The organism is Flavonifractor sp. An10, assembly GCF_002161215.1.
Taxonomy (GTDB): domain Bacteria; phylum Bacillota; class Clostridia; order Oscillospirales; family Oscillospiraceae; genus Flavonifractor; species Flavonifractor avistercoris.
Genome location: NZ_NFMB01000012.1, coordinates 1 through 22353, shown reverse-complemented (window position 1 = coordinate 22353; position 22353 = coordinate 1). Strand labels below are relative to the sequence as shown.

17 protein-coding genes and 1 pseudogene are annotated in these 22353 nt (G+C 66.6%); 9 read left to right on the top strand and 9 right to left on the bottom strand.

Annotation, left to right across the window (positions count from 1 at the left end; genetic code table 11):
* Positions 1-277 precede the first annotated feature (277 nt).
* The 4 genes from B5E42_RS17900 to pth all read left to right on the top strand — a co-directional run bounded on the left by B5E42_RS17900 (position 278) and on the right by pth (position 3845).
* A complete protein-coding gene (locus tag B5E42_RS17900; RefSeq protein WP_087242156.1) occupies positions 278-760 on the top strand; it encodes an HD domain-containing protein in 483 nt (160 codons plus the stop codon).
* Positions 761-948: 188 nt separating this feature from the next.
* Complete coding sequence (locus tag B5E42_RS17895; RefSeq protein ID WP_087242154.1) at positions 949-2142, top strand: DapH/DapD/GlmU-related protein; 1194 nt, start codon at positions 949-951, stop codon at positions 2140-2142.
* A 62-nt stretch (positions 2143-2204) separates the two neighbouring features.
* Complete coding sequence (locus B5E42_RS17890; protein ID WP_087242152.1) at positions 2205-3164, top strand: ribose-phosphate pyrophosphokinase; 960 nt, start codon at positions 2205-2207, stop codon at positions 3162-3164.
* Between the two features lie 84 nt (positions 3165-3248).
* The gene (gene pth / locus B5E42_RS17885) at positions 3249-3845 is read left to right on the top strand and encodes an aminoacyl-tRNA hydrolase (protein ID WP_087242150.1); all 597 of its coding nucleotides are present in this window, start codon (positions 3249-3251) and stop codon (positions 3843-3845) included.
* A gap of 985 nt (positions 3846-4830) precedes the next feature.
* Here the strand turns inward: pth and B5E42_RS17880 are convergent.
* From B5E42_RS17880 to B5E42_RS17870, 3 genes are read right to left on the bottom strand one after another with little or no spacing between them, the layout of a single operon-like run.
* Positions 4831-5103 carry a hypothetical protein gene (locus B5E42_RS17880; protein WP_087242149.1) on the bottom strand — a complete coding sequence of 91 codons (273 nt, stop codon included), beginning with the start codon at positions 5101-5103 and terminating at the stop codon, positions 4831-4833.
* A gap of 46 nt (positions 5104-5149) precedes the next feature.
* Positions 5150-5425: a hypothetical protein gene (locus B5E42_RS17875; protein ID WP_087242147.1), complete on the bottom strand. Its 276-nt coding sequence runs from the start codon at positions 5423-5425 to the stop codon at positions 5150-5152.
* Positions 5422-5724, bottom strand: coding sequence for a DUF2089 family protein (locus B5E42_RS17870; protein WP_087242144.1), 303 nt, complete (start codon positions 5722-5724; stop codon positions 5422-5424). The genes B5E42_RS17875 and B5E42_RS17870 overlap by 4 nt, the downstream gene beginning before the upstream one ends.
* A gap of 172 nt (positions 5725-5896) precedes the next feature.
* On the opposite strand from B5E42_RS17870, the gene mfd reads away from it, so the two are divergent.
* Positions 5897-9406, top strand: coding sequence for a transcription-repair coupling factor (mfd, locus tag B5E42_RS17865; protein ID WP_087242318.1), 3510 nt, complete (start codon positions 5897-5899; stop codon positions 9404-9406).
* Between the two features lie 57 nt (positions 9407-9463).
* Here the strand turns inward: mfd and B5E42_RS17860 are convergent, their stop codons facing one another.
* The 3 genes from B5E42_RS17860 to B5E42_RS17850 all read right to left on the bottom strand — a co-directional run bounded on the left by B5E42_RS17860 (position 9464) and on the right by B5E42_RS17850 (position 14296).
* Entirely contained in the window at positions 9464-11338 is a 1875-nt protein-coding gene (locus B5E42_RS17860; RefSeq protein ID WP_087242142.1) for an LTA synthase family protein, read from the bottom strand.
* 120 nt (positions 11339-11458) lie between these two features.
* Positions 11459-12175, bottom strand: a complete 717-nt coding sequence (locus B5E42_RS17855) for a F420-0--gamma-glutamyl ligase (RefSeq protein WP_087242140.1) — start codon at positions 12173-12175, stop codon at positions 11459-11461.
* A 735-nt stretch (positions 12176-12910) separates the two neighbouring features.
* Positions 12911-14296, bottom strand: a complete 1386-nt coding sequence (locus tag B5E42_RS17850; protein WP_087242138.1) for a TrpB-like pyridoxal phosphate-dependent enzyme — start codon at positions 14294-14296, stop codon at positions 12911-12913.
* A gap of 666 nt (positions 14297-14962) precedes the next feature.
* On the opposite strand from B5E42_RS17850, the gene B5E42_RS17845 reads away from it, so the two are divergent.
* Complete coding sequence (locus tag B5E42_RS17845; RefSeq protein WP_242967227.1) at positions 14963-15385, top strand: hypothetical protein; 423 nt, start codon at positions 14963-14965, stop codon at positions 15383-15385.
* Positions 15386-15686: 301 nt separating this feature from the next.
* Here B5E42_RS17845 and B5E42_RS17840 read toward each other — a convergent pair whose 3' ends face one another.
* Genes B5E42_RS17840 through B5E42_RS17830 form a run of 3 tightly spaced genes read right to left on the bottom strand, consistent with a single transcriptional unit; the run spans position 15687 to position 19213 of the window.
* Positions 15687-17438 carry an NADH-dependent [FeFe] hydrogenase, group A6 gene (locus B5E42_RS17840; protein ID WP_087242136.1) on the bottom strand — a complete coding sequence of 584 codons (1752 nt, stop codon included), beginning with the start codon at positions 17436-17438 and terminating at the stop codon, positions 15687-15689.
* On the bottom strand, positions 17435-18700 hold the full coding sequence (locus B5E42_RS17835; protein ID WP_087242134.1) for an NADH-ubiquinone oxidoreductase-F iron-sulfur binding region domain-containing protein: 1266 nt from the start codon (positions 18698-18700) through the stop codon (positions 17435-17437). The genes B5E42_RS17840 and B5E42_RS17835 overlap by 4 nt, the downstream gene beginning before the upstream one ends.
* Before the next feature lie 12 nt (positions 18701-18712).
* Positions 18713-19213 carry an NAD(P)H-dependent oxidoreductase subunit E gene (locus tag B5E42_RS17830; protein ID WP_087242132.1) on the bottom strand — a complete coding sequence of 167 codons (501 nt, stop codon included), beginning with the start codon at positions 19211-19213 and terminating at the stop codon, positions 18713-18715.
* A gap of 238 nt (positions 19214-19451) precedes the next feature.
* Between B5E42_RS17830 and B5E42_RS17825 the strand changes: the two genes are divergently transcribed.
* From B5E42_RS17825 to B5E42_RS17815, 3 genes and pseudogenes are all read left to right on the top strand, one after another.
* A complete protein-coding gene (locus tag B5E42_RS17825; protein ID WP_087242130.1) occupies positions 19452-20966 on the top strand; it encodes a spore germination protein in 1515 nt (504 codons plus the stop codon).
* Complete coding sequence (locus B5E42_RS17820; protein ID WP_087242128.1) at positions 20963-22066, top strand: Ger(x)C family spore germination C-terminal domain-containing protein; 1104 nt, start codon at positions 20963-20965, stop codon at positions 22064-22066. The genes B5E42_RS17825 and B5E42_RS17820 overlap by 4 nt, the downstream gene beginning before the upstream one ends.
* Before the next feature lie 73 nt (positions 22067-22139).
* Positions 22140-22353, top strand: a pseudogene (locus B5E42_RS17815) (spore gernimation protein); the annotation flags it as partial.

Below are 22353 nucleotides of genomic sequence, written 5' to 3'. Positions count from 1 at the left end.
GCGGGCCGCTGGCCCGCTGGGGTATGGCCGCAAAGGCCCGCTACGAGCACCTGACCCGTCTCGTCGAGCTGTACAAGTAATCAAGTTCGCGCAAGGGCCCCGGACTTCTGTCCGGGGCCCGTTTTTATGGCGGCCTCTTCGGGGGCCCCGCCGCAGGCGGGGCGCTTTTATCCGCCGGGGCAGAAATCCCGCGGCGGAAAACCGCCAAATTTCCAGTGACAACCGGGTGCGGGAGGGTTATAATGGAGACAGAACTCAGACAGAGGGGGCGGAGCCCATGGAGCGTGCGGAGTGGAAGGAATACCGGGACTGCGTGGCGGCGCTGCTGGCCGCGCCGGAGGTGGCGCGGCTGAAAACCATCCGCCACCACCCGGGGGTGTCCTGCTATGAGCACAGCGCCTTCGTGTCCTATGTGGCCTGGCGGCTGGCCCGGTGGTGGGGGGCGGACGGGGCCCTGGCCGCCCGGGCGGGCCTGCTCCACGACCTGTACCTCTACGACCCCCGCTCCCTGCCCTCCTGGCGGCAGTGCTTTGCCCACCCGGTGGCGGCGGCCAGAAACGCCGCGGCCCTGGAGGGGGCCCTGTCCCCCAAGGAGGAAAACTGCATCCTGGCCCACATGTGGCCCCTGTCCGTCCGGATGCCCCACAGCCGGGAGGCCGCCGCGGTGTGCCTGGCCGACAAGCTGTGCTCCGTGGCGGAGGTGCTCCACGTCTGGCGGCGCCTGGCCCTGCGGCGGGCAATGCTGTCCCTGGTGAGGTGACAGATGACCACGATATGGGGACGATGGACGGCTGTTTTGTAAAGATCCCGTCAAGAAGGGGCGGAGAAATTGTGCAAGCCTCCTAACCGTGAAAAAATGGGCGGTTTTTTTGAAAATAGCGGTGCATTTTCCGCCCCGCTTTGCTATAATCTTGTTGCAAGAAATCCATTTTTTGAGGAGATGGCGACATGAACGCGACTGGAGCGGTGGTGTTCCTCCCCCGGGAGGGAAACGGCCCGTCCCTGATGCTGGAGGAGCTGCTCTTTGACCCGGCGGCCCGCTGGCTGGCGGAGTCCCTGCGCAGCGCCGGGGTGGAGCGGTTTTTTGTGGTCTGCCACAGTGACGACCGGGAACAGGCCGCGGCCTGCTTCCCCGAGGGCACGGAGCTGGTCACCGGCACCACCGAGGACGCGGTGGGGCAGCTGCTGGCCTTCCTGGACGCCCTGGAGGGCAAGGTGGTGGTGATCACCAAGCCGGTGCTGCTGCGCTGGGACGACGCCAGAACCCTGGTGAACGCGGAGAACGGCGGCGTGCTGGACAGCAAGGACACCGGGGTCTACCGGGTGGATGCCGCCGCCCTGTCCGCCGCCCTGGGCGAGGGCGTGGGCCTGGAGGAGGCCCTGAAGGAGAGGGGCGACAAGTTCAACAGCCGGGGCGTCTGGTTCCAGGGCGCCTATCCCATCCGCTCCGGGTGGGAGGGCCGCGTGGAGGCCGAGCTGGCGGCCCGCCAGATGGGCGCCCACCGGCTGATGATGGCCGGCGTCCGCTTCCTGGCTCCGGATCAGTGCTGCATCGGCCCCCGGGTGCAGGTGGGGGAGGGCACCGTGGTGCTCCCCGGCACCATCCTGCGGGGGGAGACCGTCATCGGCAGGAACTGCGAGATCGGCCCCAACACCATGATCCGCGACTGCACCGTGGGGGATAACGTCACCGTCAACGCCTCCCAGCTCAACGAGAGCAGGGTGGACGACGGGGTGAAGATCGGCCCCTTCGCGTACATCCGGCCCAACTGCCATGTGGGCGAGAACGTGAAGGTGGGTGACTTCGTGGAGCTGAAGAACTCCACCATCGGCGCGGGCACCAAGATCTCCCACCTGACCTATGTGGGCGACTCCGACGTGGGGGAGCGGGTCAACTTTGGCTGCGGTACCGTCACCGTGAACTACGACGGCTTCACCAAGTTCCGCACCACCATCGGGGACGACGCCTTCATCGGCTGCAACACCAACCTGGTGGCCCCGGTGAAGGTGGGCGACGGGGCCTACACCGCCGCGGGCTCCACCATCACCGACGATGTGCCCGGCGACTCCCTGGCCATCGCCCGCACCCGCCAGACCGTCAAGAAGCAGTGGGCCGCCAAGCGCCGCGCCCGCCGAAAGTAAGACCGGGCCCGCAACTCCGCGGGCCGGAATATAGAGATAATGTGAGAGGATGTTGTTAAAGAATGATCGCACACGGTAAGGACATCAAGATCTTTTCCGGCACTTCCAACCGTCCCCTGGCCGAGGCCATCTGCAAGGAGCTGGGTACCGAGCTGGGCAACGCCGAGGTGGGCGCCTTCTCCGATGGGGAGAACTTTGTCTCCATCTACGAGACCGTCCGCGGCTCCGACGTGTTCGTGGTTCAGTCCACCTGCTCCCCGGTCAACGACAACCTGATGGAGCTGCTCATCATGATCGATGCCCTGAAGCGGGCCTCCGCCGGGCGCATCACCGCCGTGATGCCCTACTTCGGCTATGCCCGCCAGGATCGCAAGACCAAGCCCCGCGACCCCATCTCCGCCAAGCTGGTGGCCAACCTGATCACCCGGGCCGGCGCCGACCGCGTCCTCACCATGGATCTCCACGCCAACCAGATCCAGGGCTTCTTCGACATCCCCGTGGACAATCTGCTGGGCAACCCCATCTTCACCAACTACCTCCACGACCGCTTCAACGGCAGCGAGGACGACGTGATCGTCGTCTCCCCCGACGTGGGCAGCGTGGCCCGGGCCCGGGCCTTCGCCCAGAAGCTGGGCATGGGCCTGGCCATCGTGGACAAGCGCCGCCAGAAGGCCAACTCCTCCGAGGTCATGAACATCATCGGCGACGTGCAGGGCAAGAAGGTCATCCTCTTTGACGACATGGTGGACACCGCCGGCTCCCTGTGCGGCGCGGCCCAGGCCCTGGTGGAGCTGGGCGGCGCGGTGGACGTGATCGCCTGCGCCAGCCACGGCGTCCTCTCCGGCCCCGCGGTGGAGCGCATCGAGAAGAGCGTCATCAAGGAGCTCTACTTCCTGGACACCGTGCCCCCCAAGGAGGGCGTCAAGTGCGAGAAGATCAAGTACCTCTCCGTGGCCCACATGTTCGCCGAGGCCATCGAGCGCATCTACGAAGAGGTGTCCGTGTCCAAGCTGTTCGTGTAAGAACCGGCGGCTGAACCAAACGAAAACCATAACGGCGAGGGGCGGAGCGTTGCTCCGCCCCTGTTGCCGCGTGGAGGGAAAACCTTGTTTTTTGACAGAAATCGAAGCTCCGGCGCCGAGTGGCTGGTGGTGGGCCTGGGCAACCCGGGCGACAAGTACGAGAATACCCGCCACAACGTGGGCTTTCTCACCGTGGACGAGCTGGCCGAGCGGGCGCGGGTGCCGGTGCAGAGGCTGAAGCACCGCGCCCTCACCAACACCGTGGAGCTGGGGGGCGCCAGGGTGCTGCTCATGAAGCCGGTGACCTATATGAACCTGTCCGGCGAGGCCGTGGGGGAGGCCGCCCGGTTCTACAAGATCCCCCCCGAGCGGGTGCTGGTCATCTCCGACGACGTGTCCCTGCCCATCGGCAAGCTGCGCATCCGCAAGAGCGGCTCCGCCGGGGGGCACAACGGCCTCAAAAGCATCATCCAGCATCTGGGCACCGACCAGTTCCCCCGGATCAAAATCGGCGTGGGGGAGAAGCCCCACCCCGATTACGATATGGCCGACTGGGTGCTCTCCAAGTTCACCGGGGAGGATCTGAAAACCATCCAGGCGGCGGTGAAAAAGGCTGCCGCCGCCGTGGCGTGCTATGTCGAACACGGCCCCGATAAGGCCATGAACCGGTTTAACGGCTAGGGGCCGTCAACCGCCGGGCCCGTGGCGCGCGACGACCCCGGCGCGCGTGTCAACTGCCATGGTCTGTAGGGGCGGCCTGTGGCCGCCCGCCCCATGGAGGCCCGGCCTCCGGCGGCCCCACTTTCTTTCCGAAAGAAAGTGGGGAGAAAGAAAGGGTGGGGGAGGGATTTCGAGTTCCCTCCCCCACGCCCCCACCTTAGATCGACCAAAAAGGGGGAATTGCGATTCCCCCTTCTTGGAACTTCCCCCGAGCTGTGCTACAGGTAACATACCGGCGGCGAAGGCTTACTTCGTAACGCCTCCGCCGCTCGGGAGCGACACTGTAGGGCGCGGCATCCCTGACGCGCCGTTTCCCGCCGCCACAAGCGCCATAGTATTTCGGCGGCAAGGCGCCGACGGCGGCCCGGCGGGCCGTGTCGGTACAGTGCAGCAGATATCAGGGCTTGCGGGGCAATCCCGATGCGTGCCGCCCAAGGCGCGGCGTCGTCGGCCCAAGCTACGGATCGTTCGCTTCCGGGCAGGCCCGAAAGCTCACTCCCTCCGCTGGGCCTCCTCTCCCCACCGAACCCGCTTCGCTGGGCTTCGGCGGGGGCCCCAATTACCGCAAGCGCCAATGGGGCGGGCGGCAATGCACGCCCGGTCTTTGCCCTGTCCGTACAACCCACCGCCGCCAACAGCCCACGTACTGGGGGGGCGCCGGGGGCACACCCCCGGCCCCTTCTTTCCCCCCATTTCTTCGGGAAGAAATGGGGGCCCCGGCCGGGCAGGCCCCCGCCGGGAGGCCGAGCCTCCACCGGGCGGGCGGATACTATCCGCCCCTACAGGGCACGGCAGTTGCCACCCGCCGTGTAGGCGTGTTCCACGGGGGAGCCCCCAGTGAATGGTCAGAGGATGGCAGGGCGCGCCGAGTCGTCGCGCCCCACGAGGTCAGTGGTTGCGGGGGCAAACGGGCGGATACCCGCCGGGAATGCTCTGGCGTAGACCGTTACAGATCCTTTGCCCTCATCTTGTCCAGCGCAGCCTTTTCGTGCTTGGCGGATTTGGCATATCCCACTGCCCACACGATCACGATGGCGATGACGCAGAGGATCCCCGCGGCGATATATTCCGTCGTTTTTCCCGCAAGGCTGATGAAGACGAACAGTGCCGCCATGACTGCCGGCAGAACGGCGCCCAGCAGCTTCCTTTTCCGAAGGCCCAGATGGAACTGCACGGCCAGGATTACAAAGGTCAACAGGAGTACAAGCAAGGCTCTCATATCAGATGCTCCTTTTTCATGTATGGATAAATGGTGGCTTTGTGCGTTACAGATCCTTTGCCCTCATGCGCTCCAGCTCTTTTTTCCTGGCGGCCTGATGGCCCTCCAGCCAGATGAGCAGGAGAATGGCGGTGGGGAAGAGCAGCATCTTCCAGTCCTCCGCCGGGCGGATCATGCCGTTTGCCAGCAGGAAAACAACGGCCCCAATCCACAGGGCGGGGACGATGCCGCCCAGATACCAGTACCTGGGCCTTCTCCGGGAGGCCCAGATGTGGAACACGGTAATTGCCGCGGCGGCGGCCAGGGTAAGCAGCGGATTCATGCGTCTGCCTCCTTTTCTCTCTGATATCTGTCGATGATGAGCTTGGCGGTGTCCAGATCCACCCGCCCGTCCACGGCCAGGCCCTTGATGAAGGCGGAGAAGGGCGCCTCCTTCTGCTGGTCGCTCAGCTCGATTTTCTGAATGAGCTTGTCCAGCCGCAGCCGGACGGTGGGGTAGGAGACCCCGTAGAGCCGGGCGATCTCCTTCAGGGAGCCCGATTTCAGGACGAAGTTTTTCAGGAAGGCTATGTCCTCCGGCTCCAGCGCCAGGAGCCACTGGGGGATTTGATTCAGATCCAATGCGCTGCTCCTTTCCAAAAGTTTTAACAAAATTGAGTATAACATAAATAAAATTAAAGTCAATAGGAAAACTGACTTTATTTTTATGAAGCCCGGCCCGTCGGAGCCGGCCCGGCCGGATACCGGCATGCCTGTGGCTTCCAAAATTTTCTATTTTATTGAGAGGTGCCCCATGAAACCCCTTCTCTCTGCCCTCAACGACATCCCTGAATACCGCTCCCTGCTCTCGGCCATCGACGGCGGCGCCTGCCCGGCGGCCCTGTCCGGCCTGTCGGCGGTGCACCGGGCCCACTTCGCCGCCGGCATCCGCCAGGAGACCGGCCGGCCGGTGGTGGTGGTGTGCGCCGACGAGGGGGAGGCCGAGCGGATGACCAGGGATCTGGCCGCCCTGTCGGGGGAGGAGGTGCGCACCCTCTCCGCCCGGGAGTTCACCTTCCACAACGCCGCCGTGGTGTCCCGGCAGTACGAGCACCGGCGGCTCTCCGTCCTCCGGGCCCTGGCGGCGGGGGAGTGCCCCCTGCTGGTGTGCACGGCGGAGGCCGTCCTCCAGCGCACCCTGCCCAAGGCCCTGCTGGAGGGGGCCTCCCGGGTGCTGCGCATGGGGGAGAGCCACGATCTCAACCAGCTGGCCGAGACCCTCACCGCCGCGGGCTACACCCGGTGCGAGCAGGTGGAGGGCGCGGGCCAGTTTGCCCTGCGGGGCGGCATCCTGGACTTCTTTTCCCCGTCCCAGGCCAAGCCCGTGCGGGTGGAGTTCTTCGGCGACGAGATCGACGCCATGGGTCTCTTCGACCCGGACACCCAGCGGCGGGTGGAGAACATCGGCACGGCGGAGATCCTCCCCGCCGCCGAGGTGCTGCCCCAGCTCTCCCCCGGGGGCTTCGCCGGCCTGGTGGAGCTGCTGGACGGCGTCATTTCCCGGGCAAAGCGCCGCAAGGGGAGCGACAAGCTGCTGACCACCCTGGCGGAGGATCGGGAGAAGCTGGCCAGCGGCTTGACCTTCCCGGCCATGGATCGCTACATGGCCCTGATCTATCCCCAGATGGCCACGGCGGCGGACTACTTCCCGGCCGACGCGGTGGTGGTGCTCAGCGAGAGCCCCCGGGTGGCGGAGCGGGGGAAGAACTACCTGTGGCAGCTCACCGAGGACGCCAAGACCCTGATGGAGCGGGGGGAGCTGTCCGGGGAGCTGGCGGAGTTCGCCCGCAGCTTTGAGGAGCTGGCCGAGGTGCTGGACGCCTGGCCGGTGTGCTACCTGGACTCCTTCACCTCCTCCCAGTACCCCCGGCGGCCCCGGACGCTGCTCAACCTGCTGACCAAGCAGCTGCCCTCCTACGGTGCCAGCCTGGAGACCGCCGTGTCCGACCTGGCCCACTATATCTCCGACGGCTTCCGCACCGTGGTGCTGGTGGGCAGCGAGCAGCGGGCCCTGAACCTCCAGGCCCTCCTGCGGGAGCAGGGGCGGAAGACCGCCGTGGACTTCCAGCTCCACGACCTGCCCGCCCACGGCCAGGCGGTGATCGCCGTGGGCGGCCTCACCGCCGGCATGGAGTACCCGGTGGGGCGGCTGGCCGTCCTCACCGAGGGGCAGTCCCTGCTGGGCAAGAAGCGGAAGAGCAAGCCCGTCACCAACCGGCAGAAGCTGGACTCCTACGCCGACCTGTCCCCCGGCGATCTGGTGGTGCATGAGCACCACGGCGTGGGCCGCTTTCTGGAGATGACCAAGATGACGGTGGACGGGGTGGAGAAGGACTACGTCAAAATCGCCTACGCCGGGGCGGATGTGCTCTACGTCCCCGCCACCCAGCTGGATCTGGTGAGCAAGTACATCGGCTCCGGCGAGGACGCCAACGAGACCAAGAAGCTGTCCAAGCTTGGGGGTACCGACTGGGAGAAGGCCAAGACCCGGGCCAAGAAGGCGGTGAAGGATCTGGCAAAGGGCCTGATCCAGCTCTACGCCCAGCGGCAGCGGCAGCCCGGTTTCGCCTTCTCCCCCGACTCCCCCTGGATGAAGGAGTTCGAGGACGAGTTCGAGTACGCAGAGACCGACGACCAGCTGCGCTGTATCGAGGAGATCAAGCGGGACATGGAGCAGCCCCGGCCCATGGATCGCCTGCTGTGCGGCGACGTGGGCTACGGCAAGACGGAGGTGGCCTTCCGGGCCATCATGAAGTGCGTGCTGGACGGCAAGCAGGCCGCCGTCCTGGTGCCCACCACGGTGCTGGCCCGGCAGCACTACCTGTCCGCCAAGCAGCGGTTTGCCAAGTACCCGGTGGAGATCGACGTGGTGAGCCGCTTCCGCACCGCCGCCCAGATGAAGGACACCCTCCGCCGGCTGGCGGCGGGGCAGATCGACCTGCTCATCGGCACCCACCGGCTGTTCCAGAAGGACGTGCAGTTCAAGGATCTGGGCCTGCTGGTCATCGACGAGGAGCAGCGCTTCGGCGTGGCCCACAAGGAGAAGCTGAAGGAGCTGTCCCGGCAGGTAGACGTGCTCACCCTCTCCGCCACCCCCATCCCCCGCACCCTGAACATGGCCCTGTCCGGCATCCGGGACATGAGCACCCTGGAGGAGCCCCCCCTGGACCGGCAGCCGGTGCAGACCTACGTGCTGGAGCACGACTGGGGCGTCCTCTCCGACGCCATGCGGCGGGAGCTGGAGCGGGGCGGTCAGGTGTTCTACCTCCACAACCGGGTGGAGACCATCACCCGCACCGCGGCCCGCATCAAGGAGATGCTGGGGGAGGACACAGTGGTGGCGGTGGCCCACGGCAAGATGAGCCAGGAGGAGCTCAACGACGTGATGACCCGCATGAGCGACGGGGAGATCGACGTGCTGGTGTGCACCACCATCATCGAGACCGGCATCGACATCCCCAACGTAAACACCCTGATCATCGAGGACGCCGACCACATGGGCCTGGCCCAGCTCCACCAGATCCGGGGCCGGGTGGGCCGGTCCACCCGGCGGGCCTACGCCTATCTCACCTACCGCCGGGGCAAGGTGCTCACCGAGGTGGCCTCCAAGCGGCTGGGGGCCATCCGGGAGTTTGCCGAGTTCGGCTCCGGCTTCAAGATCGCCATGCGGGATCTGGAGATCCGGGGCGCCGGCAACGTGCTGGGGCCGGAGCAGAGCGGCTTTTTGCTCAGCGTGGGCTACGACATGTACCTGAAGCTGCTGGAGGAGGCGGTGCTGGAGGAGCGGGGGGAGAAACCCCAGCGGCCCACCGAGTGCGCCGCCGACCTGTCGGTGGCCGCCTCCATCCCCGACCGGTATGTGCCCTCCCCGGAGCAGCGGATGGATCTCTACCGCCGCATCGCCGCCATCCGCAGCGAGGCCGACGCCGACGACGTGGTGGATGAGCTCATCGACCGCTACGGCGACCCGCCCAGGACGGTGAACAACCTGATCTCCGTGGCCCTGCTCCGGGCCCACGCCGCCGACAACGGCATCGCCGAGATCAGCCAGAAGGGGACGAATCTCAACTTCTACCTGGACGGCTTTGACCTCCAGCGGGTGAGCGCCCTGTGCGCCATGGAGAAGTACAAGTCCCGCCTGCTCTTCTCCGCCGGGGAGAAGCCCTACCTGGCCCTCCGGCTGAAAAAGGGGGAGGACGCCCTGAAATTCGGCCGCAAGCTGGTGGAGGACTACGCCGCCACCGCCCCCAGGGAGAGCGCCTGACTAGGCTCAGAAAAATACGGCCCGGCGCACGAAACACTCCGTGCGCCGGGCCTTTGGCTAGTCCGACAGGGTGAAGAAGTTTTCCACCCGATCCTTTTTGTCAAACACGTTGTTGTAGAGCAGCACCTTGTAGTCCTCAATGGCCCCGTCCAGCTCCTCCGGCAGGGCGGCGTTCTCCCCGTACCAGTTCCCCTGGGCGTCCCGGATGCCCACGGTGTTGATCACCGGGGCGGTCTCCCACAGCTGGGAGAGGAACTTCTGATACCCGGTCATGGGCAGGTTGGCGGTGTCCATCAGCAGGGCGGACAGGTAGTTGAGGGACAGCTCCACCCCCTGGGCCTCCGGGATGTCGTAGTTGGCCCACAGCACGAAGGGCACCATCTGCTTCTTTTGGGCGTCGGCGGTGTCGGGGTTGGTGCCCAGCACGTCGGTGTAGAAGTTGGTGGCAACCTGGGGCTGGTGGTCGCCGAACAGGAGGATCATGGTGGGCTCCTCCACCTGGGAGAAGTAGTCGATCAGATACTCGAAGGCCTGGTCGCTCTGGTACACCAGGGAGAGGTACTGGTTCACCGTCTGGAAGCGGTTTTCCAGCTCCCCGGTGAGCCACACCTCCTTGGGCAGGTTCGTCCACGCCATCTGATAGGCGGAGTGGTTCTGCATGGTCACGTTGAAGAGGAACAGGGGCTGCCCCTCCTCCTTCTCCTCGTACCAGCGGATCAGGTTCTCGTAGTCGCACCGGTCGGTGACGTAGCCGGTGCGCGCGTCCCCCCGCATGTACGCCCGATCCTGGAAGTCGCTCTCGAAATAGACCTCATCAAAGCCGTAGTCGGCGTACACCGTGGGCCGGTTCCAGCCGGAGGAGCGGTAGGGGTGGGCGGCGATGGTGGTATACCCCAGGGCCTCCATCTGGCCCACCAGGGAGGGGTCGCCGGGGGAGACGTACATCTGGTAGGGCACCGTGCCGGCGGGGAGGAAGGCGGTGGTGTTGCCGGTGAGGAACTCGTACTCCGAGTTGGCGGTGGTGCCGCCGAACACGGAGGAGTAGGCGTAGCCCTTGACGGTGTTCTCGGTGAGGGAGCGGAGGAAGGGCATGGCGTCCATATTGCTCTCCACCCCGGGGAGGACGGAGAGATCGGAGAGGGACTCGTTCATGATCACGATCACATTCACCGGCCGGATGCCCCCGTCCGCCGAGGCCGCCGCATCGGCGGCGTCGCTGGGGTTCTCCCCGGCCAGGGCCGCCAACGTCTCCTGGGAGTAGCTGTCCGGCTTCTCCACCTTCATGTATTTCAGGCACACGGTGAAGTTGAGCACCAGGCCGTTGCCCCGGGTCGTCCACATGGAGGGCTCGATGCCCAGGCCCTCCACCCAGCCGGTGCCGAAGAAGGCCGCCAGGAACACCGCCGCTCCCGCCGCCGCGGGGGCAAAGCCCCGCCAGTCGAAGGGCCGCTTCTCCTCCCTGGGGAGGAAGGACAGGAGCACCAGCACCGCCGCGAAGATGCCGATGGTGAGCCACTGCATGGAGTCGGGGCGGTAGTCGTAGTTGCCCGCCACGTTGGCCGCCGTGCGCAGGGTGAGGAAGTCGCCGGGGAACAGGGTGCGGCCCCGGAAGGAGATTAAGTAGTGGTTGGCCATGCCGATGCCCCAGGCGATGCCGAAGGCCCACTTGGCCGCCGCGATGCGCCGCCGCCGACGGACGAAGTAGAACACCAGCTCCAGCAGGTAGTACCAGGCCAGGTTGAGGGCAATCTGGACAGGGGTGAAGTCGTCCCAGCTGTTGTAGTTCAGATACTCCACCAGCACAAAGGCCAGCACGGGGAGGAGGAGCAGCAGGGCCCGGCCCGTCCAGGCCAGCTGCCGCTCCGCGAGCGGGAGCTTGGGCCAGCGGAGGCGGCGTTTTTTGCTGCGGGGTGTTTCTACGGTGTAAGTCATGGGTCGGTGTCTCTGCCTTTACAAGAAGTTTACGTAAACCCTATTGTAGCAGAAAAGAGCGAAAGTGCAACGCACTTTCGCTCTTTTTAATGGAATCTTCATGGTGGAGTGCTGCGGAAGTCAGGCGGTCTCGCCCTCCTCCTTTACCTCGCGGATGAGGATAAAGGGGGTCAGCTCCCGGGACTGGCCCGCCGGGTTGTCCCGGATCAGGCCCTTCAGGGTCTCGTCATCCAGGGTGATGGAGGAGGCCTTGCCCAGGATCTCCACGTTCAGGTCGTTGGCGTCCACGATCATGGCCTGCACCCCGGTGGCGGCCTCAATCTCGTCGCACACCTTGCCGGGGTTCTCCGGGATGCGGATGCCGAACTCGCCGTACTCCTGGAACTCGTGGTCATAGAAGCCGTCCAGGCCGGACACCTCCTGGCCCACCATCTCGTAGAACACGCCCCGCTTGCCGAAGAGCTTGCCGAAGCCGGCGCAGATGGCCGCCCAGATCACGAACAGGGCCCCCCGCTCATTGATGGCGAACTGCATCTTGTAGGGGCTGTCCACCCCGATGCCGGCGGAGGAGTGGGAGGCGAACCGGGACAGGAACCGGGCCAGCCAGCCCACCTTCATGTCCTTCTTGTACACCACCCGCTTCTGGCACAGGCCGATGATCTTCTCGCTGGAGGAGAGGAGATCCCCCGGCTGCCACACCGGCTTGACGTACTTCTCCACCAGCTCCACATAGCTCTCGCCCACCTGCACGAAGTGGGTCTGAATGGCGTGGCGGGCGTAGGTCTTTCCGTTTACCTCTATGGTGACGCTTTTTCCCTCGTTTGCGCGGAATTCCATGGCAAAACCTTCTTTTGTGTTTGATGTCCCCCCTATTATAACCACCCGGGGGACAATGTGCAACACAAAGTTTCGCCGGGGCACCCCGGGGGGCACCCAGGCAGTTGGATGGCGCGCCGAGGTCGTCGCGCCCCACGGGTTGGTGGATACGCAGGCAAGCGGGCGCACACATAGGTGCGCCCCTACGGATGGCTGCCGCAACTGCCCCGATATTTCAGCGGCATGGCACCGGCGGCGGCCCGGCGGGCCAGGCCGGTACAGTGTGGCAATGATCAGGGCTTGCGGGGTGATCGATGCGTGCCGCCCAGGGCGCGACAGCGCCTGTCACGAAACCAAAAAGGAACCGGGCGTGGATGCACGCCCGGTTCTTGCCTTCTCTGTACAGCCTGCCGCCGCCATGAGCCCCCGTACTGGGGGGCCCAGGGCGGGCGAAGCCCCCCGGCCCTTCTTTCTCCCCATTTCTTCGGGAAGAAATGGGGGCCCCGGCCGGGCAGGCCCGTCCCGCGAGGGGCGCCCCCGGTGTGAGAACGTGGAGCCCCTCATCCGCCGCGGCTTGGCCGCGCCACCTTCCCCCCTGTGGGGGGGAAGGCTTCGGGCGGAGGATATCCGCCCCTGCGGGCCCGGCAGTTGATACGCGCGCCGGGGCCGCCGCCCTCGGCGGCCCGTTCCGCCTTGCAGGGAGTCGGGCGGCGCGTCAGGGATGCCGCGCCCTGCTGCCGGAAGACCGCGGCTTTCTCAGATCCCCTCGTTCTGGGGGATTTTGGGCAGGGAGTCGAAGCCCTTCTGCAGCTCCTCGTCGGTGGGGATGGAGTCGCTCATCTGCCCGCTGAGATAGTTCTCATAGGCGGTCATGTCGAAGTAGCCGGTGCCGGTGAGGCCGAAGAGGATGGTCTTGGCCTCGCCGGACTCCTTACATTTCAGGGCCTCGTCGATGGCGCCCCGGATGGCGTGGGCGGATTCGGGGGCGGGGAGGATGGTCTCCCGCTTGGCGAAGAGGACGGCGGCCTCGAAAACCCTGGTCTGCTCGTAGGCCACGGCCTCCATATACCCGTCGTGGTAGAGCTTGGAGAGGATGGGGCTCATGCCGTGGTAGCGCAGGCCGCCGGCGTGGTTGGCGGAGGGGATGAAGCCGCAGCCCAGGGTGTACATCCGGGCCAGGGGGGTAACCCTGCCGGTGTCGCAGAAGTCGTAGGCGTACTTGCCCCGGGTGAAGGAGGGGCAGGAGGCGGGCTCCACCGCCACGATGCGGGGGTTCTTCACCCCCCGGAGCTTGTCGGCCATGAAGGGGGCGATCAGCCCGCCCAGGTTGGAGCCGCCGCCGGCGCACCCCACCACCACGTCGGGGTACTCGCCCAGCTGCTCCATGGCGATTTTGCTCTCCAGGCCGATGATGGACTGGTGGAGCAGCACCTGGTTGAGCACGCTGCCCAGCACATAGCGCTTGGTGCCACCGCTGTTCAGGGCGGCCTCCACCGCCTCGGAGATGGCGCAGCCCAGGCTGCCGGTGGTGTCCGGCGTCTCGGCCAGAATCTTGCGGCCGATGTCGGTGGTGGGGGAGGGGGAGGCGGTCACCTGGGCGTCGAACACCCCCATCACCGCCTTGCGGAAGGGCTTCTGCTCGTAGGAGCACTTGACCATATACACGTCGCAGGTCAGGCCGAAGTAGCTGCACGCCTCGGCCAGGGCGGTGCCCCACTGGCCCGCGCCGGTCTCGGTGGTGACGCCGGTGAGGCCCTGCAGCTTGGCGTAGTACGCCTGGGCCACGGCGGAGTTGAGCTTGTGGGAGCCGGAGGTGTTGTTGCCCTCGAACTTGTAGTAGATCTTCGCCGGGGTGTCCAGGGCCTTCTCCAGCTCATAGGCCCGCACCAGCGGGGAGGGGCGGTACATCTTGTACACGTCCCGGACGGGCTCCGGGATGTCCACGTACTCGGTGGCGCCGTCCAGCTCCAGCCGGGCCAGCTCCTCACAGAAGATGGGGGACAGATCGTCCACCCCCAGGGGCTGGAGGGTGCCGGGGTGGATCAGGGGGTCGGGCTGCTCAGGCATGGCGGCGCGCAGGTTGAACCATTTCTGGGGCATCTGGTCTTCGGTCAGGTACAGGCGGTGGGGGATCTTCGTCATGTTCATACACTCCTTTTTTGCCGTTGTGCGGGGGAGGAGGGCATGAAAAAAGCCCTCGTCCCATCTTCTGCTCTGGGACAAAGGCCAAGACCTCTGCGGTGCCACCCGGATTGACGTATGCCAAGCACACGCCCGCTCACTTTCGCATGCCGACCAGCACGCGCTCCCCTGATAACGGGCGGAGTCCCCGTCTCGCTACTGAGCCTGCGGCCGTTCGCCATGCCCTCGGAAGTCCATTCACCCGGACGCCGCCTGCCGCGATCCCACCACCCGCGGCTCTCTGAGAGGCCTTGATACCGGACTACTCCTCTTCGTCATCGGTTTACCGATTTAATTTGCTACAGTATAACGGCGGCGGCCCGGTTTGTCAAGCCCTTTTTTTGTAAAATTTGGGCCGGCCCGCCCAGCGGGCGGGTTTCAGCCCATTTTAATCTGAGATCCCTTTTTTGACGGGGCGGAATCTGCTATACTGAGAAAAAAGGCCCGGTATGGCCTGGGAGGGTACTTACGCCTCCGGCGCCGAGACGCTGGACTTTTACCGCACCGTCAAGGAGGGGTGCCCGGAGACTGTGTTCCACGGCACCGACGTGGGCCACCAGTACGACAGCACCGGGGCCCGCTACCGGGACTATCTGGAGGAGCGCGGCCCATACCGACCCGGATGCCATGGCGGACTCCGCCGGCACCGTCCCATCCATGGCCGCCCAGCTGACAGAGCGGTACGGGGATGCCCTCCGCACCGAGGATATCTCCTGGATGGCCTGGGAGCCCCAGGGGACGGATACCCTCACCGTGGCGGGGAAGGCGTACCAGGCGTCCTGCTTCGGGGAGGAGGACATCTCCGGCTGGAGCGAGGATTACCAGTCCCGGGCCTTCTGGCGGCTGGAGGGGGCCTATGAGGACTTCAAAGACTGCCCCGAGGGCGGCGATGTGCTGCCCTATAACAACTATCCCATACCCATCGAGGCCGGGCAGGTATTCGTCATCGACTACACCCGGAAGGACGGCACGTCAGAGCGGAAGTATTACCGCTCCGACGGGGAGGTTTGGAACGGCATGGGCTGCACCACGGAGTTTATCCCGGAATAGAGGCGAAAAGAGGCCGTGGGCCGCCGAATCGGCGGCCCACGGCCCTAGCCTGTCGAAAGACCTCCCGCGAAGGAGGGCCTCGCAGAGTTCCTGCGGCCGCAGCCGCAGGAATCAAATCAAAATCCGTCATTTCCGGCGACATGTGCGTCGGAAATGACACTTCTCATGGCGGAAGGGGCGACAATTTCGCAAGAAATCGAGTCCCTTCCGCCATGCAATTTTTCTCGAAAAAGTGGCGAAGCCACTTTTTCGAGAGCCTGAGGCCGGGGGACGGCCAGATTGGCTGTCCCCCGGCCCCTCTTTACTTCAGATGGGAGAAATCGTGCCGCTTTTTGCGGGCGTGGTAGTGGGTGTGGAGCAGGTCGTGGGCCCGGCTGGACAGGGGCGCGCCGAAGAACTCCTCGTAGATGGTCTTGATCTCCGGGTTCTCGTGGCTCTTGCGCAGGGGGAGGCTCCGGTCGATCTCGTACAGGGCCTGGATGCGGGCGTCCCGGACGGCGTTGTTGGTGCCGATGGGCTGTCCGCCGCCGCCGATGCAGCCGCCGGGGCAGGCCATGATCTCGATGAAGATGTAGTCGGCCTCGCCGCTCTCCACCCGGCGGATGATCTCCTCGGCGTTCTTCAGGCCGTTGGCCACCGCCACCTTCAGGGGGGTGCCGTCCAGGTCGATGACGGCCTCCTTGATGGCGTTGACGTCGCCCCGCACGGCGTCGAACTCCAGGCGGGGCAGGGTCTTGCCGGTGTGGAGCTCATAGGCGGTGCGCAGGGCGGCCTCCATGACGCCGCCGGTGGCGCCGAAGATGGCCCCCGCGCCGGAGCCGATGCCCAGGGGGGAGTCGAACTCGCTGTCGGGCAGGTCGGACAGGTTCAGGCCCACGTAGCGGATGAGCTTGGCCAGCTCCCGGGTGGTGAGGACGTAGTCCACGTCCTGATAGCCGTCCCGGCCCAGCTCGGGCCGGCTGGCCTCGTACTTCTTGGCGGTGCAGGGCATGACGGAGACGCTCACCACGTCGTGGGGATCCCAGCCCATCTTCTGGGCATAGTAGGTCTTGGCCACGGCGCCGAACATGCCCTGGGGGCTCTTGGCGGTGGACAGGTTGTCGATAAGCTCCGGGTGGTGCTTCTCCATGTAGGTGACCCAGCCGGGGGAGCAGGAGGTGATCATGGGCAGCTTGCCGCCGTTTTTGATGCGCTCCAGCAGCTCGCTGCCCTCCTCCATGATGGTGAGGTCGGCGGAGAAGTTGGTGTCGAACACCTTCTCAAAGCCAAGCATCTTCAGGGCGGTGACCATCTTGCCGGTGACGATGGCGCCGCTCTCCAGGCCGAACTCGTCGCCCAGGGCCACCCGGACGGAGGGGGCCACCTGCACGATCACGTGCTTGGAAGGATCCTGGATGGCGGCGGACACCTCGTTGGTGTAGTCGGTCTCCACCAGGGCGCCCACCGGGCACACCAGGGTGCACTGGCCGCACAGGACGCAGTCGGTCTCGTCCATGGGCAGGTCGAAGGCGGTGGTGACCTTGAAATCGGCGGAGCGGCTGGAGTAGGTCAGGGCGGCGCAGCCCTGCACCTCGGAGCAGACCTTCACGCAGCGGCCGCACTTGACGCACTTGGAGGGATCCCGGACGATGGAGGGGTTGTCGATGCGCAGCGGCTCATTGGAGGAGATGTCGGGCAGCTCCGGGTGGAGCCGGTTGAACCGGCGGCAGAGATCCTGCAGCTCGCAGCTGCCGTTGCGGGCGCAGGAGAGGCAGTTGGTCTTGTGGTCGGCCAGGATCAGATCCAGCACGCCGGTCTGGGCGTCGTACACCTTCTTGGAGTCGGTGATGACCTCCATGCCCTCCCACACCACGGTGGAGCAGGCGGCGGTGAGTTTGCGGGAGCCCACCACCTCCACCATGCACATCCGGCAGTGGGCCTTGATGGTCTGATCCGGGTGGTAGCACAGGTGGGGGATGTCGATGTTGAGCATCTTGGCCGCCTCGATGACCCGGGTGCCCGCGGGCACCTCCAGGGGCTGGCGGTTGACGGTGATATGTACCATTTCGCTCATCGGACGGCGACCTCCTCTTTCACGGCAAAGACTTCCGGGAAACGCTTCATGGCGGACAGCAGGGCGGACTGGGCCGTCTCGCCCAGGCCGCACAGGGACGCGCTGGACATGATGTCGGCAAACTTCTTCAGGGTGGCGATGTCCTTCTCCGTGTGGGTGCCGGCGGCCACCTTGTCCAGCAGCAGGGAGATGTGGCGGTTGCCCTCCCGGCAGGGGGTGCACTGGCCGCAGCTCTCGTGGGAGAAGAATTCCTGGGTCATGCGCAGGAAGCCGATGACGCTGGTGCGCTCATCCACCACCAGCACCGCGCCGGAGCCGATGGCGGTGAGATCGGCCTGCCGCATGCCCTTGTAGGTGTAGGGGGTGTCCAGCTGGGCCGGGGAGCAGATGCGGCCCGACGCGCCGCCCAGCTGCACCAGGCGCAGGGGGTACTCGTCGCTCTCCATGCCCCCGGCCAGGTCGTAGACGATCTCCCGGATGGTGATGCCGAAGGGCACCTCAAACACGCCGGGGTGCTTCACGTTGCCGGACACGGAGATCATCTTGGTGCCCGGGCAGTCCGGGGTGCCTTGGCGCTTGTAGTAGCCCTCGTCGTCCATCAGCAGGGGGGCCACCAGGGACAGGGACTCCACGTTGTTGACGCAGGTGGGCAGGTGGAACACGCCGCACTGCTTGATGAAGGGGGGCTTCATGCGGGGCCGGCCGGCGTTGCCGCCGATGGACTCGGCCAGGGCGGAGCCCTCGCCGCACACATAGGCCCCCGCGCCGGAGTACAGGTGGATGCGGTAGTTCAGCCCCGAGCCCAGGATGTTGTCCCCCAGGTAGCCCGCCGCCTCGCACTGGGCGATGGCGGAGAGGATGCGGGGCCGCAGGTGGGAGTACTCCTCCCGCATGTAGATGTACCCGTTGTCCGCCCCCACGGCCCAGCCGGCGATGATCATGCCCTCCAGCAGCTGGAAGGGGTCGCGGGTCAGCAGCTCCCGGTCTTTGAAGGTGCCCGGCTCGCCCTCGTCGGCGTTGCACACCACGCACTTGTGGGCGCCCTGCACGTCCCGGGCCTGGCGCCACTTCCTGCCCATGTCATAGGCCGCGCCGCCCCGGCCCTGGACGCCGTTGGCGGCCAGCACGTCGGCGATGGCGTACCCGTCCATGCCAAGGGCGCGGCGCAGGGCCCGGAAGCCGCCGATGGCCTCATAGCCGGCCAGGCTGTCCGGGTCGTACTTCCCGAAGTTCCGGGTGATGAAACAGACGGTCTTGCTCATGTCCTCTCCCCCTTAATTGAGCTGCTGGAGCATGTCCAGAATCCGCTCCTCGCTGTCCAGATGGCCGTAGACCACCCCGTTGACCCGCACCGCCGGCGACACGTCGCAGGCACCGAAGCAGGGCACCTTCTCGATGGAGAAGCGGCCGTCGTAGGTCACCTCGCCCACCTCCAGGTTGAGCAGCCGCTTGAGCGTGGCCAGCAGGGTGTCGCTGTCCTTCACCCGGCAGGGGGCGCTGTTGCACACCTCCAGGGTGAACTTGGCCCTGGGCTTGTCGTGCAGCGCGGAGTAGAAGGAGATCACGTCGTACACCTGGGTGGGCTTTACCCCCAGCTTCTCCGACACATAGTAGGCGGCGGACTCCGGAATATAGTGCCGCTCCACGGCGGCCTCCACGTCCAGCAGGATGCCCACCAGCTGGGTGGGATCCCCGCCGTGGGCGGCCAGGATGCCGTCAATCTTCTCCGCCAGCTCCTGATCCAGGGTCTCGGCGGCCTGGGTAAAGGGTTTCATTTCCGCTCCTCCTTACAATGAAATTGAGACAAAAGAGACCCCGCCTGAAAAGGGGGGCGCCGGGTACTGACCAAAAGGAAAGTGGGTAGTTCATTGATTGAACTTATGAGTTTCGTTAAAAGTATATCAGCAACGGGGGCAAATTGCAACGGGTGCGGACAAATTTGTATAACCGGGCAAAAGAAGGGCATCCTAACAAAGTTCCATTCGACAAAATCGACAAAAGGAGGGGCGCGGCATGGGTATATTCGGGCCGAGAAGGGAGCCGGGGGAGCCCCACCCCAGAAGGGAGCCCCGCTATCCGGGGCCCCTGACCCTGGCGGGGGTGGAGGAGATCTTCCGGGGCTGTGTGGACTTCACCAAGCGCCCGGTGGCCCTGGAGGGGGGGCCCACCCTCACCCTGTGCTACCTCAGCGGCATGGTGAAGATGGAGCGGGTCAGCGACTATGTGCTCCGCCCCCTGGCCCAGGACAGCTCCCTGGCCGGCTGCGCCGACATGGGGGCGCTGATGAAGAAGATGGAGGACGGAGCCCTGTACAACCTGTCCGCCGCGGAGCGCACCACCCTGGATCAGGCGGCCTTCGACCTGGTGTCCGGCTGGTGCCTGCTGTTCTTTCCCGGGGAATCCGCCGTGCTCTCCCTGTTTACCGGCACGGAGGAGAAGCGCTCCATCTCCGCCCCCAGCAACGAGACGGTGCTCAAAGGCGCGCGGGACGCCTTTGTGGAGAGCCTGCGCACCAACACCTCCATCGTCCGCCGCCACATCAAGGCCCCGGAGCTGCGCATCCGGGAGCAGACCGTGGGCCGGCAGTCGGCCACCCTGGTGGACATCTTATATATAGAGGGGCTCACCGACCCCGCCCTGGTGAACCGGGTGGCGGCCCAGCTGGCGGACATCGACATCGACGCCGTCCTGGCCACCGGCAACATCGAGGAGTATATCGTCCCCGCCCAGCGCACCCCCTTCCCCCTGCTCCAGTACACCGAGCGGTCTGACCGCTTCTGCGCCGGCCTGGCGGAGGGCCGGGTGGGCATCCTCATCGACGGCCTGCCCCTGGGCTACCTGGCCCCCGGGGTGCTGGGGGACTTCCTCCGGGCCCCCCAGGACAGGTCGGAGAGCTGGATGCTGGCCACGGTGCTCACCCTGCTGCGCTACACTTGCATGCTCCTCACCCTGCTGCTCCCCGCCCTCTATGTGGCCATGGTCACCTTCCACCAGGAGATGATCCCCACCAAGCTGGCCCTGTCCATCATCGCCGCCAAGCAGGACGTGCCCTTCCGCTCCGCCTTTGAGGTGATCGTGCTGCTGCTGGCCTTTGAGATCCTCCAGGAGGCGGGCCTGCGCCTCCCCCAGTCCATCGGCCAGACCGTGTCCATCATCGGCGGCCTGGTGGTGGGCAGCGCGGCGGTGGAGGCCAAGATCGTCTCCCCGGCGGTGCTCATCGTGGTGGCCGTGGCCGGCATCGCCGGGTACACCATGCCCTCCCAGGAGCTGGCGGGGGCCCTGCGTATCTGGCGGTTCCTGCTGGTGGCGGCGGCCAGCCTGGCGGGCCTGTTCGGCGCGGCGGCGGCCCTGGCCGCCCTGGTGGCCCACCTGGCGGGGCTGGAGAGCTTCGGCGTGTCCTATCTCTCCCCCTTCGCCACCGAGTCCGACGGGCCGGCGCAGGGGAGCGGGCTGATCCGCCGCCCCCTGCCCCGGGTGAAGTGGCGCCCGGCGGCCATCCACCCCGCCAACCGGAGGAACCAGCGGTGAGGCGGGTACTGTGCGCCCTCCTGGCCGCCGCCCTGCTCCTCCCCCTGGCGGGCTGCCGCCGGGACGTGGCTGCGCTGCCCCGCGGCCGGGAGATCGAGGACATGGAGCTGATGCAGACCCTGGGGGTGGACGCGGCGGAGGCGGGGCAGGTGGCCGTCACCGCCTCCAGCGGGGCGGGGGACGGGCCGGACAGCGGGGCCACCGTGGTGAACGGCTCGGCCGCCACCCTCAGTGCCGCGGTGCTGGGCCTCCAGAGCGAGGGGGCCTCCTATCTCTATTTCGGCCACGTGGGCCAGCTGCTGGCGGGGGAGGAGCTGGCCCGCCGGGGGCTGTGGCCCACCCTGGACTATGTGCTCCGGGATGTGGAGATGCGCCTGGACACCGCCCTCTACCTGGTGCGGGGCGGGGAGGCCGGCGCGGCCCTGGAGGCGGCGGCCCGGGACGGCTCCGCCGCCGGCCGGCTGGAGGCCATGGCGGAGGACGCGGGCCTGCTCTCCGGCTCCGCCCGCCGGACGGTGAAGGACGCCATTACCGACCTCTACGCCCAGGGGGCCACCTTTCTCCCCGCCGTGACGGCGGAAACCGGCCTGCCCGCCGCCGGATACGGCATCGTGAAGGACGGGGCCCTGGCGGCCTGGGCGGGGGAGGACGCCGCTCGGGGGATCAACCTGCTGCTGGGTTCGGTGGAGGCCGACGTGGTGGAGCTCCCTCTGGACGGGGGCGGCACCGCCGCCCTGCGGGTGGTGGGGGCCTCCGCCTCGGTGCGCCCGGTGGTGGAGGGGGGCGCCCTCACCGGCCTGACCGTCATTTGTAAGGTGGAGGCCAACCTGGCCGAGGGGGATTTGGACTTGCGGGACGAGCAGGCGGCCCATGCCCTGGAGGAGGCGCTGGCCCGGGTGGAGCATGACCGGGCGTGGGCCGCCCTCTCCCTGGCCCGGGAGCTGGACGCCGACTACCTGGGTCTGCTGAGCCGGGCGGCCCTGGCCCGGCCGTGGCACAAGGCGGCCCTGGAAAACGCCTCCCTGGCCGGGCTGGAGCTGGAGCTGTCCGTGGAGGCGGAGCTCCGCCGCGGCTACGACGCCGCCCGGCAGGAGGGATAAAGGATGTGGGGCGCGACGACCCCGGCGCGCCTTGCAGGCGTATCACAGAGCCAAACCAGAAGGAGGAACATTCATGGCCGACGACCGCATCTCTCTGCGGCAGCTGCTCTCGCTGCTCTTTGCCGCCCTGCTGGCCCCGGCCATCGGGGTGCTCCCCGCCCAGACCGCGGCCCTGGCCGGGGAGGCGGGGTGGCTGTCCGCCCTGGCGGCCCTGCCGGTGCTGCTGGCCGCCCTGTGGGCCCTCTGGGCGCTGCTCCGTCCGGCGGTGGAGGGGGCGGGCCTGGGCC

Coding starts and splice junctions, on each gene's coding strand:
- B5E42_RS17900 (WP_087242156.1), top strand. CDS start 278: ATGGAGCGTGCGGAGTGGAAGGAATACCGGGACTGCGTGGCGGCGCTG.
- B5E42_RS17895 (WP_087242154.1), top strand. CDS start 949: ATGAACGCGACTGGAGCGGTGGTGTTCCTCCCCCGGGAGGGAAACGGC.
- B5E42_RS17890 (WP_087242152.1), top strand. CDS start 2,205: ATGATCGCACACGGTAAGGACATCAAGATCTTTTCCGGCACTTCCAAC.
- B5E42_RS17880 (WP_087242149.1), bottom strand. CDS start 5,103: ATGAGAGCCTTGCTTGTACTCCTGTTGACCTTTGTAATCCTGGCCGTG.
- B5E42_RS17875 (WP_087242147.1), bottom strand. CDS start 5,425: ATGAATCCGCTGCTTACCCTGGCCGCCGCCGCGGCAATTACCGTGTTC.
- mfd (WP_087242318.1), top strand. CDS start 5,897: ATGAAACCCCTTCTCTCTGCCCTCAACGACATCCCTGAATACCGCTCC.
- B5E42_RS17860 (WP_087242142.1), bottom strand. CDS start 11,338: ATGACTTACACCGTAGAAACACCCCGCAGCAAAAAACGCCGCCTCCGC.
- B5E42_RS17855 (WP_087242140.1), bottom strand. CDS start 12,175: ATGGAATTCCGCGCAAACGAGGGAAAAAGCGTCACCATAGAGGTAAAC.
- B5E42_RS17850 (WP_087242138.1), bottom strand. CDS start 14,296: ATGACGAAGATCCCCCACCGCCTGTACCTGACCGAAGACCAGATGCCC.
- B5E42_RS17845 (WP_242967227.1), top strand. CDS start 14,963: ATGGCGGACTCCGCCGGCACCGTCCCATCCATGGCCGCCCAGCTGACA.
- B5E42_RS17840 (WP_087242136.1), bottom strand. CDS start 17,438: ATGAGCGAAATGGTACATATCACCGTCAACCGCCAGCCCCTGGAGGTG.
- B5E42_RS17835 (WP_087242134.1), bottom strand. CDS start 18,700: ATGAGCAAGACCGTCTGTTTCATCACCCGGAACTTCGGGAAGTACGAC.
- B5E42_RS17830 (WP_087242132.1), bottom strand. CDS start 19,213: ATGAAACCCTTTACCCAGGCCGCCGAGACCCTGGATCAGGAGCTGGCG.
- B5E42_RS17825 (WP_087242130.1), top strand. CDS start 19,452: ATGGGTATATTCGGGCCGAGAAGGGAGCCGGGGGAGCCCCACCCCAGA.